This is a genomic window from Tardiphaga sp. 37S4, assembly GCF_021044645.1.
In the GTDB taxonomy this organism is placed as follows: Bacteria; Pseudomonadota; Alphaproteobacteria; order Rhizobiales; family Xanthobacteraceae; genus Tardiphaga; species Tardiphaga robiniae.
Window position 1 is genome coordinate 4,328,150 of record NZ_CP088008.1, and the last position, 16,711, is coordinate 4,344,860.

At 61.9% G+C, this 16,711-nt stretch carries 17 protein-coding genes; 7 read left to right on the top strand and 10 right to left on the bottom strand.

Features of this window, described 5'->3' with window-relative positions:
• Positions 1 to 20: 20 nt before the first annotated feature.
• Entirely contained in the window at positions 21 to 683 is a 663-nt protein-coding gene (locus tag LPB73_RS20565; RefSeq protein ID WP_231077994.1) for a TetR/AcrR family transcriptional regulator, read from the bottom strand.
• A 99-nt stretch (positions 684 to 782) separates the two neighbouring features.
• On the opposite strand from LPB73_RS20565, the gene LPB73_RS20570 reads away from it, so the two are divergent.
• Entirely contained in the window at positions 783 to 1,433 is a 651-nt protein-coding gene (locus LPB73_RS20570) for a glutathione binding-like protein (RefSeq protein ID WP_231077995.1), read from the top strand.
• On the opposite strand, the gene phnE (LPB73_RS20575) is transcribed toward LPB73_RS20570, so the two are convergent.
• From phnE (LPB73_RS20575) to phnC, 4 genes are all read right to left on the bottom strand, one after another.
• A complete protein-coding gene (phnE, locus tag LPB73_RS20575) occupies positions 1,434 to 2,282 on the bottom strand; it encodes a phosphonate ABC transporter, permease protein PhnE (RefSeq protein ID WP_231077996.1) in 849 nt (282 codons plus the stop codon). It lies immediately after the preceding gene.
• On the bottom strand, positions 2,279 to 3,163 hold the full coding sequence (phnE, locus tag LPB73_RS20580) for a phosphonate ABC transporter, permease protein PhnE (RefSeq protein ID WP_093759421.1): 885 nt from the start codon (positions 3,161 to 3,163) through the stop codon (positions 2,279 to 2,281). Before phnE (LPB73_RS20580) ends, phnE (LPB73_RS20575) begins: the two co-directional genes overlap by 4 nt.
• Before the next feature lie 80 nt (positions 3,164 to 3,243).
• Positions 3,244 to 4,182: a phosphonate ABC transporter substrate-binding protein gene (phnD, locus tag LPB73_RS20585; RefSeq protein WP_231077997.1), complete on the bottom strand. Its 939-nt coding sequence runs from the start codon at positions 4,180 to 4,182 to the stop codon at positions 3,244 to 3,246.
• A gap of 112 nt (positions 4,183 to 4,294) precedes the next feature.
• A complete protein-coding gene (gene phnC, locus LPB73_RS20590; protein ID WP_231077998.1) occupies positions 4,295 to 5,104 on the bottom strand; it encodes a phosphonate ABC transporter ATP-binding protein in 810 nt (269 codons plus the stop codon).
• A gap of 224 nt (positions 5,105 to 5,328) precedes the next feature.
• On the opposite strand from phnC, the gene LPB73_RS20595 reads away from it, so the two are divergent.
• The 3 genes from LPB73_RS20595 to LPB73_RS20605 are packed head-to-tail and all read left to right on the top strand — an operon-like array spanning position 5,329 to position 7,885.
• Positions 5,329 to 5,979, top strand: a complete 651-nt coding sequence (locus LPB73_RS20595) for a chloramphenicol acetyltransferase (protein ID WP_231077999.1) — start codon at positions 5,329 to 5,331, stop codon at positions 5,977 to 5,979.
• Entirely contained in the window at positions 5,976 to 7,163 is a 1,188-nt protein-coding gene (locus LPB73_RS20600; protein ID WP_231078000.1) for an alpha-D-ribose 1-methylphosphonate 5-triphosphate diphosphatase, read from the top strand. The genes LPB73_RS20595 and LPB73_RS20600 overlap by 4 nt, the downstream gene beginning before the upstream one ends.
• 20 nt (positions 7,164 to 7,183) lie before the next feature.
• Positions 7,184 to 7,885 carry a DUF1045 domain-containing protein gene (locus LPB73_RS20605; RefSeq protein ID WP_231078001.1) on the top strand — a complete coding sequence of 234 codons (702 nt, stop codon included), beginning with the start codon at positions 7,184 to 7,186 and terminating at the stop codon, positions 7,883 to 7,885.
• Between the two features lie 4 nt (positions 7,886 to 7,889).
• Here LPB73_RS20605 and zigA read toward each other — a convergent pair whose 3' ends face one another.
• The 4 genes from zigA to LPB73_RS20625 all read right to left on the bottom strand — a co-directional run bounded on the left by zigA (position 7,890) and on the right by LPB73_RS20625 (position 13,477).
• Positions 7,890 to 9,101 carry a zinc metallochaperone GTPase ZigA gene (gene zigA / locus LPB73_RS20610; RefSeq protein WP_231078002.1) on the bottom strand — a complete coding sequence of 404 codons (1,212 nt, stop codon included), beginning with the start codon at positions 9,099 to 9,101 and terminating at the stop codon, positions 7,890 to 7,892.
• A gap of 181 nt (positions 9,102 to 9,282) precedes the next feature.
• Positions 9,283 to 10,431 (bottom strand): GGDEF domain-containing protein, encoded by a 1,149-nt coding sequence (locus LPB73_RS20615; protein WP_231078003.1) that lies wholly within the window; start codon positions 10,429 to 10,431, stop codon positions 9,283 to 9,285.
• A 235-nt stretch (positions 10,432 to 10,666) separates the two neighbouring features.
• Positions 10,667 to 12,244: a gamma-glutamyltransferase gene (ggt, locus tag LPB73_RS20620; protein WP_231078004.1), complete on the bottom strand. Its 1,578-nt coding sequence runs from the start codon at positions 12,242 to 12,244 to the stop codon at positions 10,667 to 10,669.
• Between the two features lie 219 nt (positions 12,245 to 12,463).
• On the bottom strand, positions 12,464 to 13,477 hold the full coding sequence (locus LPB73_RS20625; RefSeq protein WP_231078005.1) for an NAD(P)H-dependent flavin oxidoreductase: 1,014 nt from the start codon (positions 13,475 to 13,477) through the stop codon (positions 12,464 to 12,466).
• Positions 13,478 to 13,555: 78 nt separating this feature from the next.
• On the opposite strand from LPB73_RS20625, the gene LPB73_RS20630 reads away from it, so the two are divergent.
• Entirely contained in the window at positions 13,556 to 13,693 is a 138-nt protein-coding gene (locus LPB73_RS20630; protein ID WP_231078006.1) for a hypothetical protein, read from the top strand.
• 95 nt (positions 13,694 to 13,788) lie between these two features.
• Positions 13,789 to 14,211, top strand: a complete 423-nt coding sequence (locus LPB73_RS20635; RefSeq protein ID WP_231078007.1) for a hypothetical protein — start codon at positions 13,789 to 13,791, stop codon at positions 14,209 to 14,211.
• Between the two features lie 10 nt (positions 14,212 to 14,221).
• Here the strand turns inward: LPB73_RS20635 and LPB73_RS20640 are convergent, their stop codons facing one another.
• Positions 14,222 to 15,433 carry a glycosyltransferase gene (locus LPB73_RS20640; RefSeq protein WP_089262037.1) on the bottom strand — a complete coding sequence of 404 codons (1,212 nt, stop codon included), beginning with the start codon at positions 15,431 to 15,433 and terminating at the stop codon, positions 14,222 to 14,224.
• Positions 15,434 to 15,697: 264 nt separating this feature from the next.
• Here LPB73_RS20640 and LPB73_RS20645 point away from each other — a divergent pair, with 264 nt between their 5' ends.
• Positions 15,698 to 16,636: a LysR family transcriptional regulator gene (locus tag LPB73_RS20645; protein ID WP_068733475.1), complete on the top strand. Its 939-nt coding sequence runs from the start codon at positions 15,698 to 15,700 to the stop codon at positions 16,634 to 16,636.
• Positions 16,637 to 16,711: the final 75 nt, after the last annotated feature.

Sequence of the window (16,711 nt, forward strand, 5' to 3'; positions counted from 1 at the left end):
GCGCGACGACGTGGAACACGTCACGCGGAGGACCGGCATAACAGGCCGACCGCCTTCTGCAGGAACGCCTCCAGCTCTGCGCGCGGAACACCGGCACGGGACCGGATCGAGAGCATATTCAGTATCGCAGACGCCATCTGCGACAGCGTGGGAACATCGATCGTCTCCGGCAATTCGCCGCGCGCGACGGCGGTCTTGAAACACCAGCCAAAGGCGTCATCGAGCTCGACAAAATTTTCGCGCATCATCGCGCCGATTTCCTGATCGGCGATAGCGTCGGACGCCACCGTCATGACAGCAAAACAGCCGCGCGGCGCGGTATCGCCTGTGGTGTAGATGTCGAGTGCCGCATCGAAGAACCGGCGCAGCCGCTCCCGGATGTCGATATCGGCCTTGAATATCTCGATGACCCGGACGGTGTAGTCGTCGCGATAGCGCTGGTAGCTCTTGATATAGAGCGCGCGCTTGTCGCCGAAGGCGCCGTAGAGCGACGGCCGGTTCATGCCGGTCACTTCGCTGAGATCGTCGAGCGACGTCGCCGCATAACCGCCTTTGCGAAACAGCGCCAGCGCCTGCCCGATCGCCACATCGGGCTCATAGGCGCGTGGCCGGCCGCGGCGCTTCGGCTCGGTGGCCACCTCCGGCTTCGCCGCGACGACGGGCTTTTTCTTTTTTTGTACCATTTCGCATTAAATTCCTTGACCAGATTTATATTATGCGAGACGGTACGAAAATCAACCGGCGGACAGGTCGTAACAGTCCGCCATCTCAAGGAGGCTTCCATGGATCTGTATTTCTCCCCGATGGCCTGTTCGATGGCCACTCGCATCGCGCTGTATGAGGCCGAAGCCGGCGCCGATGCCCGGTTCTTCGAGGTCGATCCACTGAACAAGGAGGTGCGCAACGACGGTTCGGATTTCCGCGACGTGAATCCGCTCGGTCTGGTGCCGACGCTGCGCACCGACGATGGCGTCATCCTCACCGAGAATGCTGCGATCCTGCAGCATGTCGCCGACTGGTTTCCACACTCCCCCATCGCCGCGGGTTCGGGCATCGACCGCAGCCGGCTGCAGCAGTGGCTCTGCTTCATCGGCACGGAATTGCACAAGGGGCTGTTCGTCCCGCTGCTGGCCAAGAAGGCCCCCCCGGAGATGAAGGCCTATGCACTACAAAGCGGGTTGTCGCGGCTGACCTATCTCGAAAACCATCTCACCGGACGCGACTTCCTGCTCGACAGGTTCAGCGTCGCCGACGCCTATCTTGTCACGGTGCTGAACTGGACGATGGTGTTGCCGGAGATCGATCTGAACAATTGGCCGGCGATCAAGGCCTATCACAAGCGCCTGCGCGAACGCCCGAGCATTGTCCGCGCGGTCACTGAAGAGTTCGAACTGTTCAAGGCCGAACAGGAACGGCACAAGGCGGCGGCGTGATCACGCCACCGCGCGGCGGCCGATGATGGCAAAGCGCAGTCGGCTGGAAATCCAGTCGATTGCCGCCACCGCGACCAGGATCATCAGGATCAGAAACGAGACCTTCTGCCATTCCAGCACGCGGATCTGCTCGGCGAGCTGAAGACCGATGCCGCCAGCGCCAACGATGCCGATGATGGTGGCGGAGCGGGTGTTGGACTCGATGAAATACAGCACCTGACCGGCAATCACCGGCAGCACCTGCGGCATCAGGCCGAAACGAATCTCGTGCAGCGCGCTGCCACCGGAAGCGCGGATGCCCTCGACCTGCTTCTTGTCGGCGGCTTCGATAGCTTCCGAGAACAATTTTCCGAACGCGCCGAAATCCGAAATCGCGATCGCCAGCACGCCGGCAAACGGGCCGAGACCGACGACATTGATCCAGACCAGCGCCCAGATCAGCGTATCGACGCCGCGGATCGAATCCAGAAACCGCCTGACCGGAAAGCGTAGCCAGGCCGACGGAATGACATTGCGTGCCGCGAGCAGGCTGACCGGCAGCGCGAACACCGCGGCCAAAGTCGTGCCTAGCAAGGCGATCGACAGCGTCTCGCCCATCGCCTGCAGATAGGCAGGCAGCGACGAGCCGGGATCCGGCGGGATCATCATCATGGTGATCCAGCCGAGTTCGCGCAGGCCGGTCCACATCCGCGCCGGCGAGAAATCGAGTTCATTGAGCCCGAAGATGAAAAGCGCCAGCGCCGCGACCAGGATGGCGGGCACGCCAGCGCGCGAGGCCATCGGGCGGTTGAAGACATCGGGATAGCGCCCGCGCAATGCGGGGGTATTGATGTCAGGCTGCCTGTTCATGATCTGGCTTCCTTGCCGAACAGACGGCCGCGCAGCCAGCCCGTGCCGATGTCGATGATGAAGACCGTGACGATGATCATCAGCAGGATCGCACTGACGTCGGAATAATAGAACTTTCTGACAGCAACGACGAGTTCCTGGCCGATGCCGCCGGCGCCGACGAAGCCCATCACGGAGGCACCACGCACATTGATCTCGAAGCGCAGCAGCGTGTAGCTCGCAAATCCGGCCGCGACCTGCGGCAGCACCGCAAAGCGCATGCAGTCGATCCAGCCCGCTCCGGTCGAGCGAATGCCTTCCACCGGCTTCATGTCGATATTCTCGACGATCTCGCCATAGAGCTTGCCGAGCGCCCCAACGCAGTGGATCGCAATGGCCAACACGCCGGCCATCGGGCCGAGGCCAAAGGCGATGACGAAGATCAGCGCGAACACGATATCCGGCACAGTCCGGCAGAATTCCATGAAGCGGCGCACGGCAAAGCGCAGCGGCACTGAGGGCGCAGTGTTCTCGGCCGCGAGAAAATTGAGCCCGAAGGCCAGCACGGCACCGATCAGCGTACCGACATAGCTGATCAGCACGGTCTCGCCGAGCAGCGACAGCCACTTCTTCCAACCCCAGAACCATTCATTGACGTCGGTCCAGACGCGAGTGCCGGCCTCAAGCGTGAAGATGCGATCGAAATAGCTGCCGAAGTTGCCGATCTTCTCGATGAAGGTCCTGAGATTAACCTCGGCGCCCAGCGCCGCGACGAACAGCGCTGCAAAGCAAGCCACCACAACGAACAGCGTGCGCAACCGCCGGCGTGCCACCGCCTTGCGATAGGCGTCGTTCAGCGCAGCGAGCTGCGGAGCCGGAAGGATGGAAACGGCGGCGGACATGATGTGCGGGCCTATCTGGGATCAAACACAGAAAAGGAGCCGGACCATTTCTGATCCGGCTCCCTTCAATCGTCTGGCGATCAGGACGCCTTCTTCTTGCGAAGCGCGTCCACGAACTTGATCAGGTCGATGGTCGCGTCCCAATCCTTGGTGGTCGCGGCGTGGAAGCCCTTCTTCTGGCCGTCCGACAGGCGATCAAAAGCCGCCTTGTCCTTGGTCGGTGCATCGACGAAGGCCTTGGCGATGGCGACCTTCAGCTCTTCCGGCAGGTCGGAGCTATAGGCATAGGGGCCGTTGATGATCGGGGCCGACTTGTGGATGATGCGGAAATCTTCCTTCTTCATCGGCGTGCCGTCGGCATTCTTCAGCATGCCCTTGGTCAGCATCTGCTGCAACGTCGAGTCGTTGTCGTTGGTCCACTGGTTGGCGGCGACATCTACCGTGCCCTGCGACAGCGCCAGCAGCGCATTTTCGTGGCTGCCGGTGAATACGACCTTGCTGAAATAGGTGTCGGCATCCGAGATGCCCATCTTGTCCAGCTCGAAGCGCGGCACGTTGTTGCCGGAGGTTGAATTCGGATCGACCAGACCGAGGTTCTTGCCCTTCAGATTATCGATGGTCTTGTAAGCGCTGTTCGCCTTGACGAAGAACACCGAGTAATAGCCCGTCGAGCCATCGATGTTGATGTCGTTGGCAAAGGCATCGGTCTTCACGCCGGTGAGGCGGGCGCGCGCGAACGAGGCCGAACCATAGCTGGCGATGTGGATGTTGCCGGAGCGCTGGCCTTCGATGACGGCTGCGTAGTCATTGGCGATGCGCAAATTGACCTTCACGCCGAGTTCTTTCGACAGATAGGCGACAAAGGGCGCCCAGCGCTCGGTGACACCCGAGGCGTTTTCCGCCGGGATGATGGCGAAGGTCAGTTCCGGATACTTGGCCTTGTAATCCTGGCCCGAGGCCGAGGTGGCGGCGAAAGCCAGCGCCGCAGCGCTGAGCAGAATGGAGCGACGGTTGATCATGACAGTCCCTGTTTTGATCTGAGGTGAAACGTTTTTCTTGGTAGAAGGCGCGTCTATCGCGGCCATGCCATCGTTACGATGACGTCACCGCGATAATTTCAACGCACTGCAATCACGCGACGGCAGCAACACCGTATTCGGGAACGCGGACAGGCGTCGGCATATGCGCCGATCCCATCACCTCATCGGCTTCGAGATCGTAGAGTTCACGGGCGATATGCTCGGTGAGCGCGGACGGCGCGCCATCGAACACGACGCGGCCGGCGGACATGCCGATCAGGCGATCGCAATAGGTGCGCGCCAGATCGAGCGAATGCAGGTTGCACATCACGGTGATGCCGAAGTGCTTGTTGATCCGCAGCAGCGCATCCATGACGATGCGGGTGTTGCGCGGATCGAGCGAGGCGATCGGCTCATCCGCGAGAATAATGTCGGGCTGCTGCACCAGTGCACGGGCGATGGCGACGCGCTGCTGCTGACCGCCGGAGAGCTGATCCGCGCGTTGCGAGGCGTATTGCGCCATGTCGAACTGCTCCAGCGCCGACATCGCCAGCGCACGGTCGTCCTCGGGCCACATCTGGGTCAGCGAGCGCCACTGCGGCATCTCGGCCAGACGGCCCATCAGCACATTGGTCAGCACGTCGAGACGGCCGACGAGATTGAACTGCTGGAAGATCATCGCCGAGCGCGCGCGCCACTTGCGCAGATCGCGGCCCTTGAGTGCGGTAACATCGGTGCCATCAAATACGATACGGCCTTCGGTCGGCTCGCACAGGCGATTGATCATGCGCAGCATGGTCGACTTGCCGGCACCGGAACGGCCGATCACGCCGACGAATGCGCCCGGCTTGATCTCGAACGACGCGTTATCGACGGCAGCCTTGGCGCCGAAACGGCACGTCAGCTTATCCACCACCAGCATGAGGCACTCCAATGACAATAAACATCGCCACCGGTAACGCCCGCGTTTAACAATGATGTGACATGTGCCCTGCGCATACGGGTTATCGTCGTTGCGGGAAAAGGACGCCCGAATTCATGCTGATGTCACGACACCGTCACGAAACCGACCGAAGAGGTGCCCGCGCGCCAGCGCACACTCTGATATATCACCCACCGATTCCTCTTCCGTCGCACGAGCGTCACATGGCCGGAAAACAACTCTCGCTCACGCCAGCGGTCGATCCCACCGCGAAACTCGTCGATACCGAGCTCGGCGCCTATACCGAAGTCGGCGCGCGCACGATCCTCAATGAAGTGACGATGGGCGACTATTCATATGTCGTGAATGACGGCCAGATCACCTACACGACGATCGGCAAGTTCTGCTCGATCGCGGCGATGATCCGGATCAATCCCGGCAATCACCCGATGCACCGGGCGACACAGGCGCACTTCACCTATCGCGCCAGTGCCTACTTCCCCGGCGAAAGCGACGACGCCGACTTCTTTGCCTGGCGAAGCGAACATCATTGCACTATCGGCCACGATGTGTGGCTCGGCCATGGCGCCATCGTGCTGCCCGGCCGCAATATCGGCACCGGCGCGGTGATCGCCGCCGGGGCCATCGTGACCAAGGACGTCGCCCCCTATACGATCGTCGCCGGCAATCCGGCGCGGCCGGTGCGGCGACGATTTTCGGAAGCCGTGGAAGACGGGCTGATGGACCTCGCCTGGTGGAACTGGGACCACGAGATGCTACGACAGGCGCTACCGGATTTCCGCAAGCTCCCGGTCGAGGATTTCCTGAGCAAGTATAAAGGCGTCAAGGCGCCCAGGCAGATGGCAGTGACATGACTGGACTTTTCATCGACGGCGGACGCACTTTGCTCGGCCAGGACATCGCCGAGACTTCGCTGCAGATTGGGGATGGCGTGATTGCGGACATCGGATCGGATGCGCCCCATGGCGCGCTCGGCCTCGATGCCTCCGATCTGCTGGTGCTGCCGGGAATCGTCGATCTGCATGGCGACGCCTTCGAGCGGCAGTTGATGCCGCGCCCCGGCGTCGACTTCCCGGTCGATATCGCGCTGATCGACAGCGACCGGCAGGCCATCGCCAATGGCATCACCACAGTGTTTCACGGCACCACGTGGTCCTGGGAGCCGGGCCTGCGCGGCGCGGAGAACGCCCGCAAGCTGCTGGATGCCATCGAGACGCTGCGGCCGAAGCTCGCCTCCGACACGCGCTTCCATCTGCGGCAGGAAACGTTCAATCTCGACGCCGAAGATGAGATCGTCGGCTGGCTGCAGGCCGGCCGCATCGATCTGCTCGCCTTCAACGATCATATGGACATCGCCGGCATCTCAAAGCCGGCAAAGCGCGCGCGGATGGTCGAACGTACCGGGCTCAGCAGCGATGCCTTCGACCAGTTGGTCGATCGCGTGCTGTCGCGCGCCGATGAGGTGCCTGCCTCGATTGCCCGCCTCGCCAAAGCGGCGAGCGCTGCCGGCGTGCCGACGCTCTCGCACGACGACGCGACGCCTGCGATGCGCGATGACTTCCGCAAGCTCGGCGTCAACATCGCCGAATTCCCGATCAATGAAGAGACCGCCAAGGCCGCAGCCGCGGCCGATGACTTCATCGTGTTCGGCGCGCCCAATGTGGTGCGCGGCGGCAGCCACACGGGCTGGACCAAGGCGTCGGACATGATCGCCAAGGGCCTCTGCTCGATCCTCGCATCGGACTATTATTATCCCGCGCAATTGCTGGCCGCATTCCGGCTGGTCGAGGATCGTATCCTGTCACTGCCGCAGGCCTGGGCGCTGATCTCGTCCGCACCAGCTAGGGCTGCCGGGCTCACCGACCGCGGCGAGATCGCGGGCGGGCGCCGCGCCGATCTCCTGCTCGTCGATGACAGCACCGCAATGCGTCCCCGCATCGTCGCCGTGATCGCACAGGGCAAGCTCGTGCATCTCACCGATGCCACGCGCCTGCAGCCGGCGCGTGCCATGCAACGCAAAGCCATTGCCGCGGCGTAACGCGGCTTTATGGTGCGGCCATGAGTGAATTCCCGCGCTACGCGCTCTATTACGCCCCCGACGCCGACAGTGCCCTCGCCCGCTTCGGCGCCGAGACCCTCGGTTACGATCCTTTCACCGGCAATGACGTGCTGGTGCCCGGCGATCTCATCATGCAGGCGCCGGACTGGCCGGCTGTCATCAAGGACCCGCGCAAATACGGCTTTCACGCCACGCTGAAGGCACCATTTTCGCTGGCGGCGGAAGCCACCGAAGCCGACCTGATCGCAGCCTTCGATGACTTCGCGCGAATGCCCCGCGCCATCCCGGAAATCTCGCCTGTGGTTCGTATCATCAGCGGCTTCACGGCTGTGGTGCCGGATGCCCCCTCTGCTGAACTTTCCACACTGGCTCAGGCCTGCGTTGAGGGATTCGAGGTGTTCCGCGCACCGATGACGCCCAGCGATCGCGCGCGCCGCAAACCGGAGAACCTGACGCCGCGGCAGGTCGAGCAGCTGGATCGTTTCGGCTATCCCTATGTGCGCGACGACTTCCGCTTTCACATGACGCTGACCGGACGGCTTGCACCCGAGCGCAGCGCCGCGGTACTGGCGATGCTGCAGCAGCGGTTCGCGACACTTGATCTCACCTCACTGCGGATCGACCGCATCGGCCTGTTCCACCAGACATCTGCGACGTCGCGCTTCCAGGTGCTGCGTCACGCGCCGCTGACGGCGACTTGACGCGTCACGAGGATGCCATCTCGTCGGCCCGTTTCCAGGCCGGAAACGGATCGGCGAGCTTGGCCCAACCGGCGATATCCATGCCGGGCTTGCCAGGCACGAGACAGGCATCGAGCCGACGACGGATATCGCTTTCATCCATGTCGGAACCGATGAAGACGATCTCCTGACGCCGGTCGCCATAGATCTCGTTCCAGTTCTTCTTCAGGGACTGCCGCCAATACGGATCGTCCGGCCAGCGATCGACGGGGACATTGGCCCACCAGAATCCCATGCCCTCGGTGCGCACGATGGCACCGGCCTGGCTGAGCTCCCCGACCCATTGCGGCCGCGTCGCCAGCCAGAAATGCCCCTTGCTGCGGATCACGCCGGCCCAGCTCTCGCGCAGGAAGGCCTGAAACTTCATGGGATCGAACGGCCGTCGCGCGCGATAGACGAAGTTCGTCACGCCATATTCTTCGGTCTCGGGCACGTGGTCGGCAAAACCATAGAGCTCCTTGTGCCAGAGCGGATGCTGCTGCGCCTTTTCAAAATCAAAACGGCCGGTATCGAGCACGCGATCGAACGGCACATTGGCAAAATTCGTCTCGATGATATCGGCGTCGGGATTGAGTGCGCAGATGATCTTGCGCGCGCTGTTGCATTGCTCGGGCGTCGCGTCATTGACCTTGTTCAGCACCACGACGTCCGCGAATTCGATCTGCTCCACCAGCAGATCCACCAGCGTGCGTTTGTCGCCGTCGAGGGCCTCGCCGCGGTCCTGCAGAAAGTCGGTCGAGGAATAGTCTTTCAACAGGTTCACCGCATCGACCACCGTCACCATGGTGTCGAGCTGCGCCACGTCCGACAGGCTGTCGCCGTTCTCGTCACGGAAATCGAAAGTCGCGGCCACCGGCAGCGGCTCTGCAATTCCGGTGGATTCGATCAGCAGGTAATCGAACCGCCGGCTCTCGGCGAGCGCACGCACCTCCTTCAGCAGATCGTCGCGGAGCGTGCAGCAGATGCAGCCATTGGTCATCTCGACCAGCTTCTCATCCGTCCGCGACAGGTTGGCACCGCCATCGCGAACCAGGGCCGCATCGATGTTCACCTCGCTCATGTCGTTCACAATCACCGCCACTTTCAGGCCGTGACGGTTGTTCAGCACATGGTTTAGCAAAGTTGTCTTTCCAGCCCCGAGGAAGCCGGACAAGACTGTGACGGGGAGTTTTTGCATCGAGATCGAACAGTCTTTTGAGGGTGCGGGACATTGGACTCTTCTCGTATGTAACGTTATAACATTACATATCTAGCGCATGTCAACCCGCTAGCGCGGATCCCGTCGATGCGTTGTCGGCTTTTCCGATCTGCAGAAAATCTTATCTGGCGCGGCTCAGCCCACGCTCATTGCGTGGACGCTAGCCTGCCCGCGCGATTGTCTCGGCATCCACCGGCTTGGCAAAGGTCACACGGTTTCGACCGCTGGCTTTCGAGGCGTAAAGCGCCCGGTCCGCGGCAGGCGTGAGATCGCAGGGGTCGTCGCCCTCGCGGCCAATAGCAATGCCGACGCTGGCGCCAACGGTCAGTTCCAGGTCATCGATGACGAACGGCTCCGAGAGCGTCCGAATGATGCGGCGGCCCAGCAACATGGCCTCCTCGCGATTGCCGACGACGGATTGCACCACGACGAATTCGTCACCGCCCATGCGCACCGCGAAGTCGCCGTCGCGCAAAATTCCGCTGAGCCGGCTCGCGACTGCCTGCAGCAGCGCGTCGCCCACGGGATGGCCATGCACGTCGTTGACCTCCTTGAACCGATCGAGGTCGACGCTGTGAACGGCAATGAGACAGCCCACCGCCCTGGCGCGCGCGGCGATGATCGCGAGGCGCTCCTGAAAGCCAAGCCGATTGGCCAGGCCCGTCAGCGCATCGTGCCGCGCGAGGGTCGAGAATTCGTGCTTGAGCGAGATCTGCTCGATATTCTGCCGATAGATGAAACGCACGGTCTCGAAGCTGCCGAGCAGGAACGCGATCAGGATCACCGCATAGAAAGCCAGATTGCTATCGACGCGGGCGAGCGCCGCGAACGCCGTCGGCAAGGCGACCAGCATCAAGGCAGGCAATGCGATCCCCGGCCGGACGGAAATCCGACAGACGATGCCGGCCGCATAGCCGAACACCAACGCGGTCGCCAGGAGTTGATGAGCCGGATTCTTCGCCCAGAAGGTTGCTGCGCCGAGTATTCCGATCAGCCCTGCGAAGACGTAGCTGCTCCACGCGTAAAGCCGCTCCCATCGCTCGGCCGCGGCGATTGTGAAGCTGCGTTGACCCTTACTGCGATGATAGACGCCTTCGGTGGCCACGCGGAAGATCGTGACGATCACTCCGGCTGCGCTCAACCCGTAGAACCATGGATTTGCAGAACTAATAGCGACGTGACACGAGACGATGGCCAGTGTGAAGCCGGCGATCGAGAGCGGCACACGCGTCTGGAAGAGCATGTCGATGAGTTCGATCCGGACATGGTCCGGAACGCCTACGAAAATTGATCTCCAGAATTTGACCACGTCGCTTCTCCCCGAAGCACCCGATACCGCCAAAGTCTGAAATTTTCATCGGCGAACTCGGTCAAAATCTAACTGAGTTAACTGGCAGTTACCAATCGCACGCTTGTCCGCCAGGCGCAGAGCCTCTTCCGCTGGATGCAGAGAATTCGAGCTTATCGGTAGAAGACTGGCGAACTCCGGACCAGTCACGGCGCGATGGGACCTGAAGCTCGCCATCGCGCCTTGTCCTGATCGATCAGAAGCCGAGTGCGAGGCCGTCCTTGCGGTGGTCCGAGGCGCCGAGCAGCACGCCACGCTCGTAATCGATCTGGATGGCCTGGCAGCCACCGATGCCGGTATCCATCATCTGCAGCGTATGGCCGCGGCCGGCCAGATCCTTGCGCACCGCTTCCGGGATGGTCTTTTCAAGCTGCAGCAGATTGTTGGTCGCGAACGAGCGCGGCGCCTCGGCAGCGGCCTGGATGTCCATCTTGCGGTCGATCACATCGGATATGAACTGGGCATGGCCGGTGGCCTGATAATGGCCACCCATCACGCCGAATGGCATGACCGCGCGACCGTCTTTCATCAGCATGCCCGGGATGATCGTGTGCATCGGACGCTTGCGCGGGCCAAGCGAATTCACATGGCCGGGCTTGGCGCGGAAACTCCAGCCGCGGTGATGCAGCAGGACGCCGGACTTCTTCGCATAGATGCCGCTGCCGAACGGACCGAACAGCGAATTGATCAGCGACACGGCGTTGAGATCGCGGTCGACCACGGTCAGATAGACCGTGTCCTTGTGGATGACCGAGTCCCAATGCTCTTCCGGCGAAGCGTGCTTCATGTCGATCTTGGCGCGAAGGTCGCCGATGAACTTGTCCGACAGGAAGCGCTCAACATCGACCTGGCCATAGGCCGGATCGCAGAAATAGGCATCGCGCGTGCGATAGGCCGCCTTGGTCGCCTCGGCAAGCACATGGATGCGGTCGGCCTCACTCAGATTGGCCATGTCGTAGCCGGCCAGCACGCGCAGAATCATCAGTGCGGCGAGTCCCTGGCCGTTTGGCGGGCATTCGGCGACATCATAGCCGTGATGATTGGCCGAGATCGGTGTCACATAGTCGGAGCGCTGCTCATTGAAATCATCGGCCTCGTGCACGCCGCCGACGGCACGCAGCGTGGTGATGATGTCGTCGGCCACCTGACCCTGATAGAAGCCGTTGCGGCCCTCGCGCGCGACCCGGCGCAGCGTGGCAGCGAGCGCCGGCTGGACGCGCTTGTCGCCGACCGCGGGGGCATGGCCGCCCGGCAGGTACTGCGCGGTCGCGTCGGGATGCAGTTCCAGCTTGCGGCGCCATTTGGCCCAGTCGGCGGACACGCGCGGGGTGATGAGGAAGCCGTTCTCGGCGGCATCGATGGCTGCGGCAAACACGTCGGCCAGCGGCTTCGAGCCATGATCCTTGCTGAGCGTGCACCAGGCATCGATGGCGCCGGGCACGGTGACGGTCTCAACGCAGGTCTCGGGAATGTCGCGGACGCCGGACGCCGCATATTTCTCGGAATCGATCTTGGCCGGGGTACGGCCGGAGCCGTTCAGCGCGATCGGCGCGCCGCCCTTCCGCGAATAGAGGGCAAAACAGTCGCCGCCAATACCGGTCATCGCCGGATCGGCCACGCATTGCACGGCGACCGCCGCCAGCGCCGCATCGATGGCATTGCCGCCTGATTTCAGCATCTCCACTGCAGCCAGCGTCGCCAGCGGATGCGAGGTTGCGGCCATCCCGTGCTCGGCAACGGCGACGGAACGGGCAACGGCCATGAAATCACGCATGAGAGTCCTCTATCGGTACGAAGCCGCCTGGCGCAGATCGCGCGATGAGGCGGGAGAGATGCGGTCGAGCGCCGAGCAGATCGGCCCCCAGGCGCGCGGGGATGGCGTGTGGTTTAGCGCGTGAATCGGCAGCGTGGTAGCCGTTATGACAACAATGAGACTGGCAGCCGCTACCGCGAATACGATATCGCGCCGCAACCCAGCCGTGCATATGACGAGCTAGCTCCCGAGTGAACGGCGCGGCGTCGAACGCGCGGTCTCATATTCATCGCGCGTGCGGGCGACCAGCGTCGCTACGGGCTCGATTGCAGCAATACCTGAGACAGAGTGGCCTGCGCTCCAAACGTCGCGCCATCGCTTGACCCCGGACGTCGCTTGCCGGCCATAGAGCGCATCGGCGCGTTCTTTGGTCATGTCCGTCGGCAGATCTTTCGGATCAAGGCCCGCGGCGACAATCGAGGGAACCAGCGTATTGGTTTCCAGGCCTGTGAAGGCCCGTGACAGCAGGACATCGTCGAGTTCGGACGTGACGAGCATCCGCTTGTACTCGTCCACCGCCATGCTCTCCTCGGTGGCAATGAACTTGGTACCCATATAGCTGAGATCGCAGCCGAGCACCTCGGCGGCAAACACCGCCTGCCCGTCCGACACGCCGCCGGCCAGCACGATCGGCCCTTCATAGAAGGAGCGAACCGCCCGCACGAAGGAAAAGCCGTTGACCCAGCCCGTCTGCCCGCCAGCACCCGCCGTCAGCAAGACGAGACCATCGACACCGGCCGCAATGGCCTTCTTCGCATGACGGATCGAAGCGACATCGGCAAACACCATACAGCCTGCCTCATGCAGCGGTGCGACGACGGCGTCCGGCGGTCCGACGCTGGTGATCACCATCTCGCAGCCATGCCGGATCACCGTGGCAAGATCATCCTGCAAGCTCTCGCGGCGGATGATGAGATTCGGACAGAACGGCGCGTCGTCCGGCCCGAGCGCGCCGAGAATACGCGCTATCCAGTGATCGAGCTCTTCGTCGGTTCGGCAATTGGCCGTTGGAAACGAACCGATCACGCCAGCCTTACACGCGGCAATGACGAGTTCCGGGCCTGACACGCGAAACATCGGCGCCGCGACCAACGGCACTGACAGCCGCGGCCGAACTGTTTCCGCAAAACGCGCAGCACTCGCTTTGCCGCTGAGGTCGTCGATCCCGTGGCGGTCGCCCGAAGACAGCGGCATCTTTTTCCATCCCTCTCATTTTCGGGAGGATAGCCGGAATTCCCCGGTGACCGCTATAAGCCGGGCGGAATGTCCGGCATGACGCGGCTACTGCCCGGCATGGTGTTCGCCAATGATCATTTCAGGCTGATGGCGGATAACAGCTATCGCCTCAACCGGCGCATACTCAACACGCTGATCGACGTGGGGATCGCGATGTTCCGCGAGCCTGCCTGATCACGCATCCGATTTCTTAACCGATTGATCACCATAATCGGCCAAGCTGCGCCATTGCGCGGCATGCCGCCGCGCGCGCTTGGACCGGATACGGCATGTTCCAGATGTTCCTGCGGGCTCGTGCCCAGAACTATCTTCGCAGCCTTGTCGGCGAGCGTGAGTTCAGGGCGCGTTCGGCTGAACGCGATGCCGAAACTGATCGCGAGCGGCTGGATTACGTCCTTTCGGCCCTCGATAGCGCACTCAGCAATGCCGAAGCCGAGCAGACCGGCCTCACCCGCCGCGTCGACGATGTGCTGGCGCGCGCGGCTGTAACCTTCGGCAATGGGGACGATGAGTATCTGACCCGGGAGAAGCTCGACAGCGATCACCTGGACCTGTTCGAGACCGAAATTTCAAACGGCCAGCGCCGGTTGCGCGACCTTGCTGTCAGCATCTCGCACTTCAAGTTCCTGAAGACCGCCATGCTGTCGCGGTTTCCGGATTACAAAGGCCCCGCGTCGCGGGCGTCATCGTAACGGCAGATGCCTATTCGCTTCGGGCGGAATCCTTGGCATCGCTCCAACGCCGCTTGAAGCCCGCCGCATCCGGCGAACTGCCATCGCGATTGCGCCGCCGCTCACCGCTGAATGTCCGCATGTGGTCGTTCACAAATGACATCAGTTCGTTGCGGAAACGCTCGGCCGAGAATTTCTCGGCCTGCATCCGGCAGTCAGCACGCGAAAATGAGCTTTCATTCGCCACGAAGGCACGGACACATTCCGCAATCGCTTTCGGTTCGTTGGAATCGAAAAACATGCCGGTGCGCAATTCCGGAGAGGCCGAGACCGTCTCTCGCGCGCCGCCGCGGCCGAACGCCAGAACCGGCGCCCCCTCGGATTCCGCTTCGACAACGATGATCCCGAAGTCCTCCTCGGCGGCAAAGACGAAGGCACGCGCCGTTGCCATCAATTCGCGCAGCTTCTCATCACTGACGAAGCCGACAAATGTCACGTTCGGGCCAGCGATTGCCTTCAGCCGTTCCGCATCCGGGCCGTCGCCTGCAACGATCAGCTTCTGATCCGGCAGTTCGGCAAAGGCTTGGATCACGGCCTCGATCTTCTTGTAGGGCACCAGGCGACTTGCCGCGAGGAAGTGGTCCCCGACCGGCAGATCGGGCGGCAGCTTCGACATGGTCACCGGCGGATAGATGACCTTGGCGTCGCGGCCATAGACCTTCTTGATCCGCTTGGCGACGAAATTGGAGTTCGCCAGCATGGCGTCCGGACCGTGGGCCGTGCGCACGTCCCAGATCCGGATGCGGTGCAGCAGTGCCCGCGCCAACGCGCTCTTGATGCCGGCGGTGTAGCCGCTTTCATTCAGATAAGCGTGCTGCAGATCCCACGCATAACGCATCGGCGAATGCACATAGGACACGTGGAGCTGGTTCGGACCGGTAATCACGCCCTTGGCCACCGCATAACTGCTGGAAATAACCAGGTCGTAGCCCGACAGATCGAACTGCTCGATCGCGATCGGCATGAGTGGCAAATATGACCGATGACGTTTGCGGATGAACGGCATCTTCTGCAGGAAGCTGGTACGCGCCTTCTTGAAGCCGATCTTGGCGCGATCTTCCGGCGTCAGCACATCGAACAGCGTGAACACGTCCGCTTCCGGATAGCACTGCAATATCTCGCGCAGCACCTGCTCGGCACCGCCCAGCGTGTAGAGCCAATCGTGGACGACAGCGACGCGCATAGGACCTCAACGGCGGAAACGACGAATGTGGGCTGACCTGAAAATAGACCAATGCGCCCCTTCTACAATCCACTCCTACAACTTGCGTTAATTCGATTGCGAACTGTCGGTAAAAATTGAATCAATTCAGATGTGTTCTGATAACCTCTACGGAAAATGCTACCCGGTTCGCCGGACGCGGTCGGCACCATATCCATCCAGGGCAGAAGAGCGCGCATTCTGGCGCACCATCCGCGCCATTCAGCATAACGAGAGTTCTTGCGCATGATGACGTTACGCCAGGTTGAAGTGATCCGCGCCGTCATGGTGACGGGCACCATTGGCGGCGCTGCCAAACTCCTGAATGTGTCCGCGCCCGGCATCAGCCGCTTGGTCAAATACACCGAGAAGTCGCTCGGCATCCGCTTCTTCCAGCGCCAGAACGGACGCTACTTCCCGACGCCTGAAGCGCAGAATATTTTCGAGCAGATCAACGGTGTTTACAAGAAAGTCGACGATCTTACCGAGATCATCTCGAAGATCGGCCACGGAACACTGTCGGAATTGCGCATCGGATCGGTTCCCAGTATCTCGCAGGTGATGGTGCCACGTGCCATCGAGCAGGTGCGGCGGCGTTATCCCGGTCTGCGGATCGACATCAACATTCTCAAGCTTGAGGAGGCGATCGACTATCTGCTGCTCGGTCGCGGCGACTGCGTCGCCATGAGCTATCGGCTCGAACATCCCGGGCTCGACTTCATGCCGCTGGCGTCCGGCGAATTGTTCTGCATCGTGCCGGAGGGACACGAACTCGCAGGTCGCAAGCAGGTGTCGGCCAAGGAGATCATCCGGTATCCCCTCATCGGCATCGACCCCAACGACCCCTACGGTCGGATCATGGCCGAGATCTTCGCCCGCAATAAACTCAAATACGACATCACCATTCGAGCGAGATTTGGCACCACGGTCTGTGCCCTGGTGAAGGCAGGATTGGGCATCGCGGTCATCGACCAGTTCACGGTGGCCCATGGCGGCTATCCCGGCGTCGAGGTGATCCGCATCGTCGAACCCACCCGGTTCGATACCTATGTCGCCGTGAAACGCGGCGCGCCGCTGTCACTGCATATTGAGCATTTCATCGACTGCCTGCGCACCGAGATGCGTGCAGTCGGCTCTCACAAGATTGCCGCTGCAAAGCCGGCCTCGCGCGTCCGTAAAAAATAACATCATGTTATGTTTGTTGTATAACAGGGTAATTGTGTTAGATCGCCGCCGCGCTATCTTCTGTCCTGTTTCTGA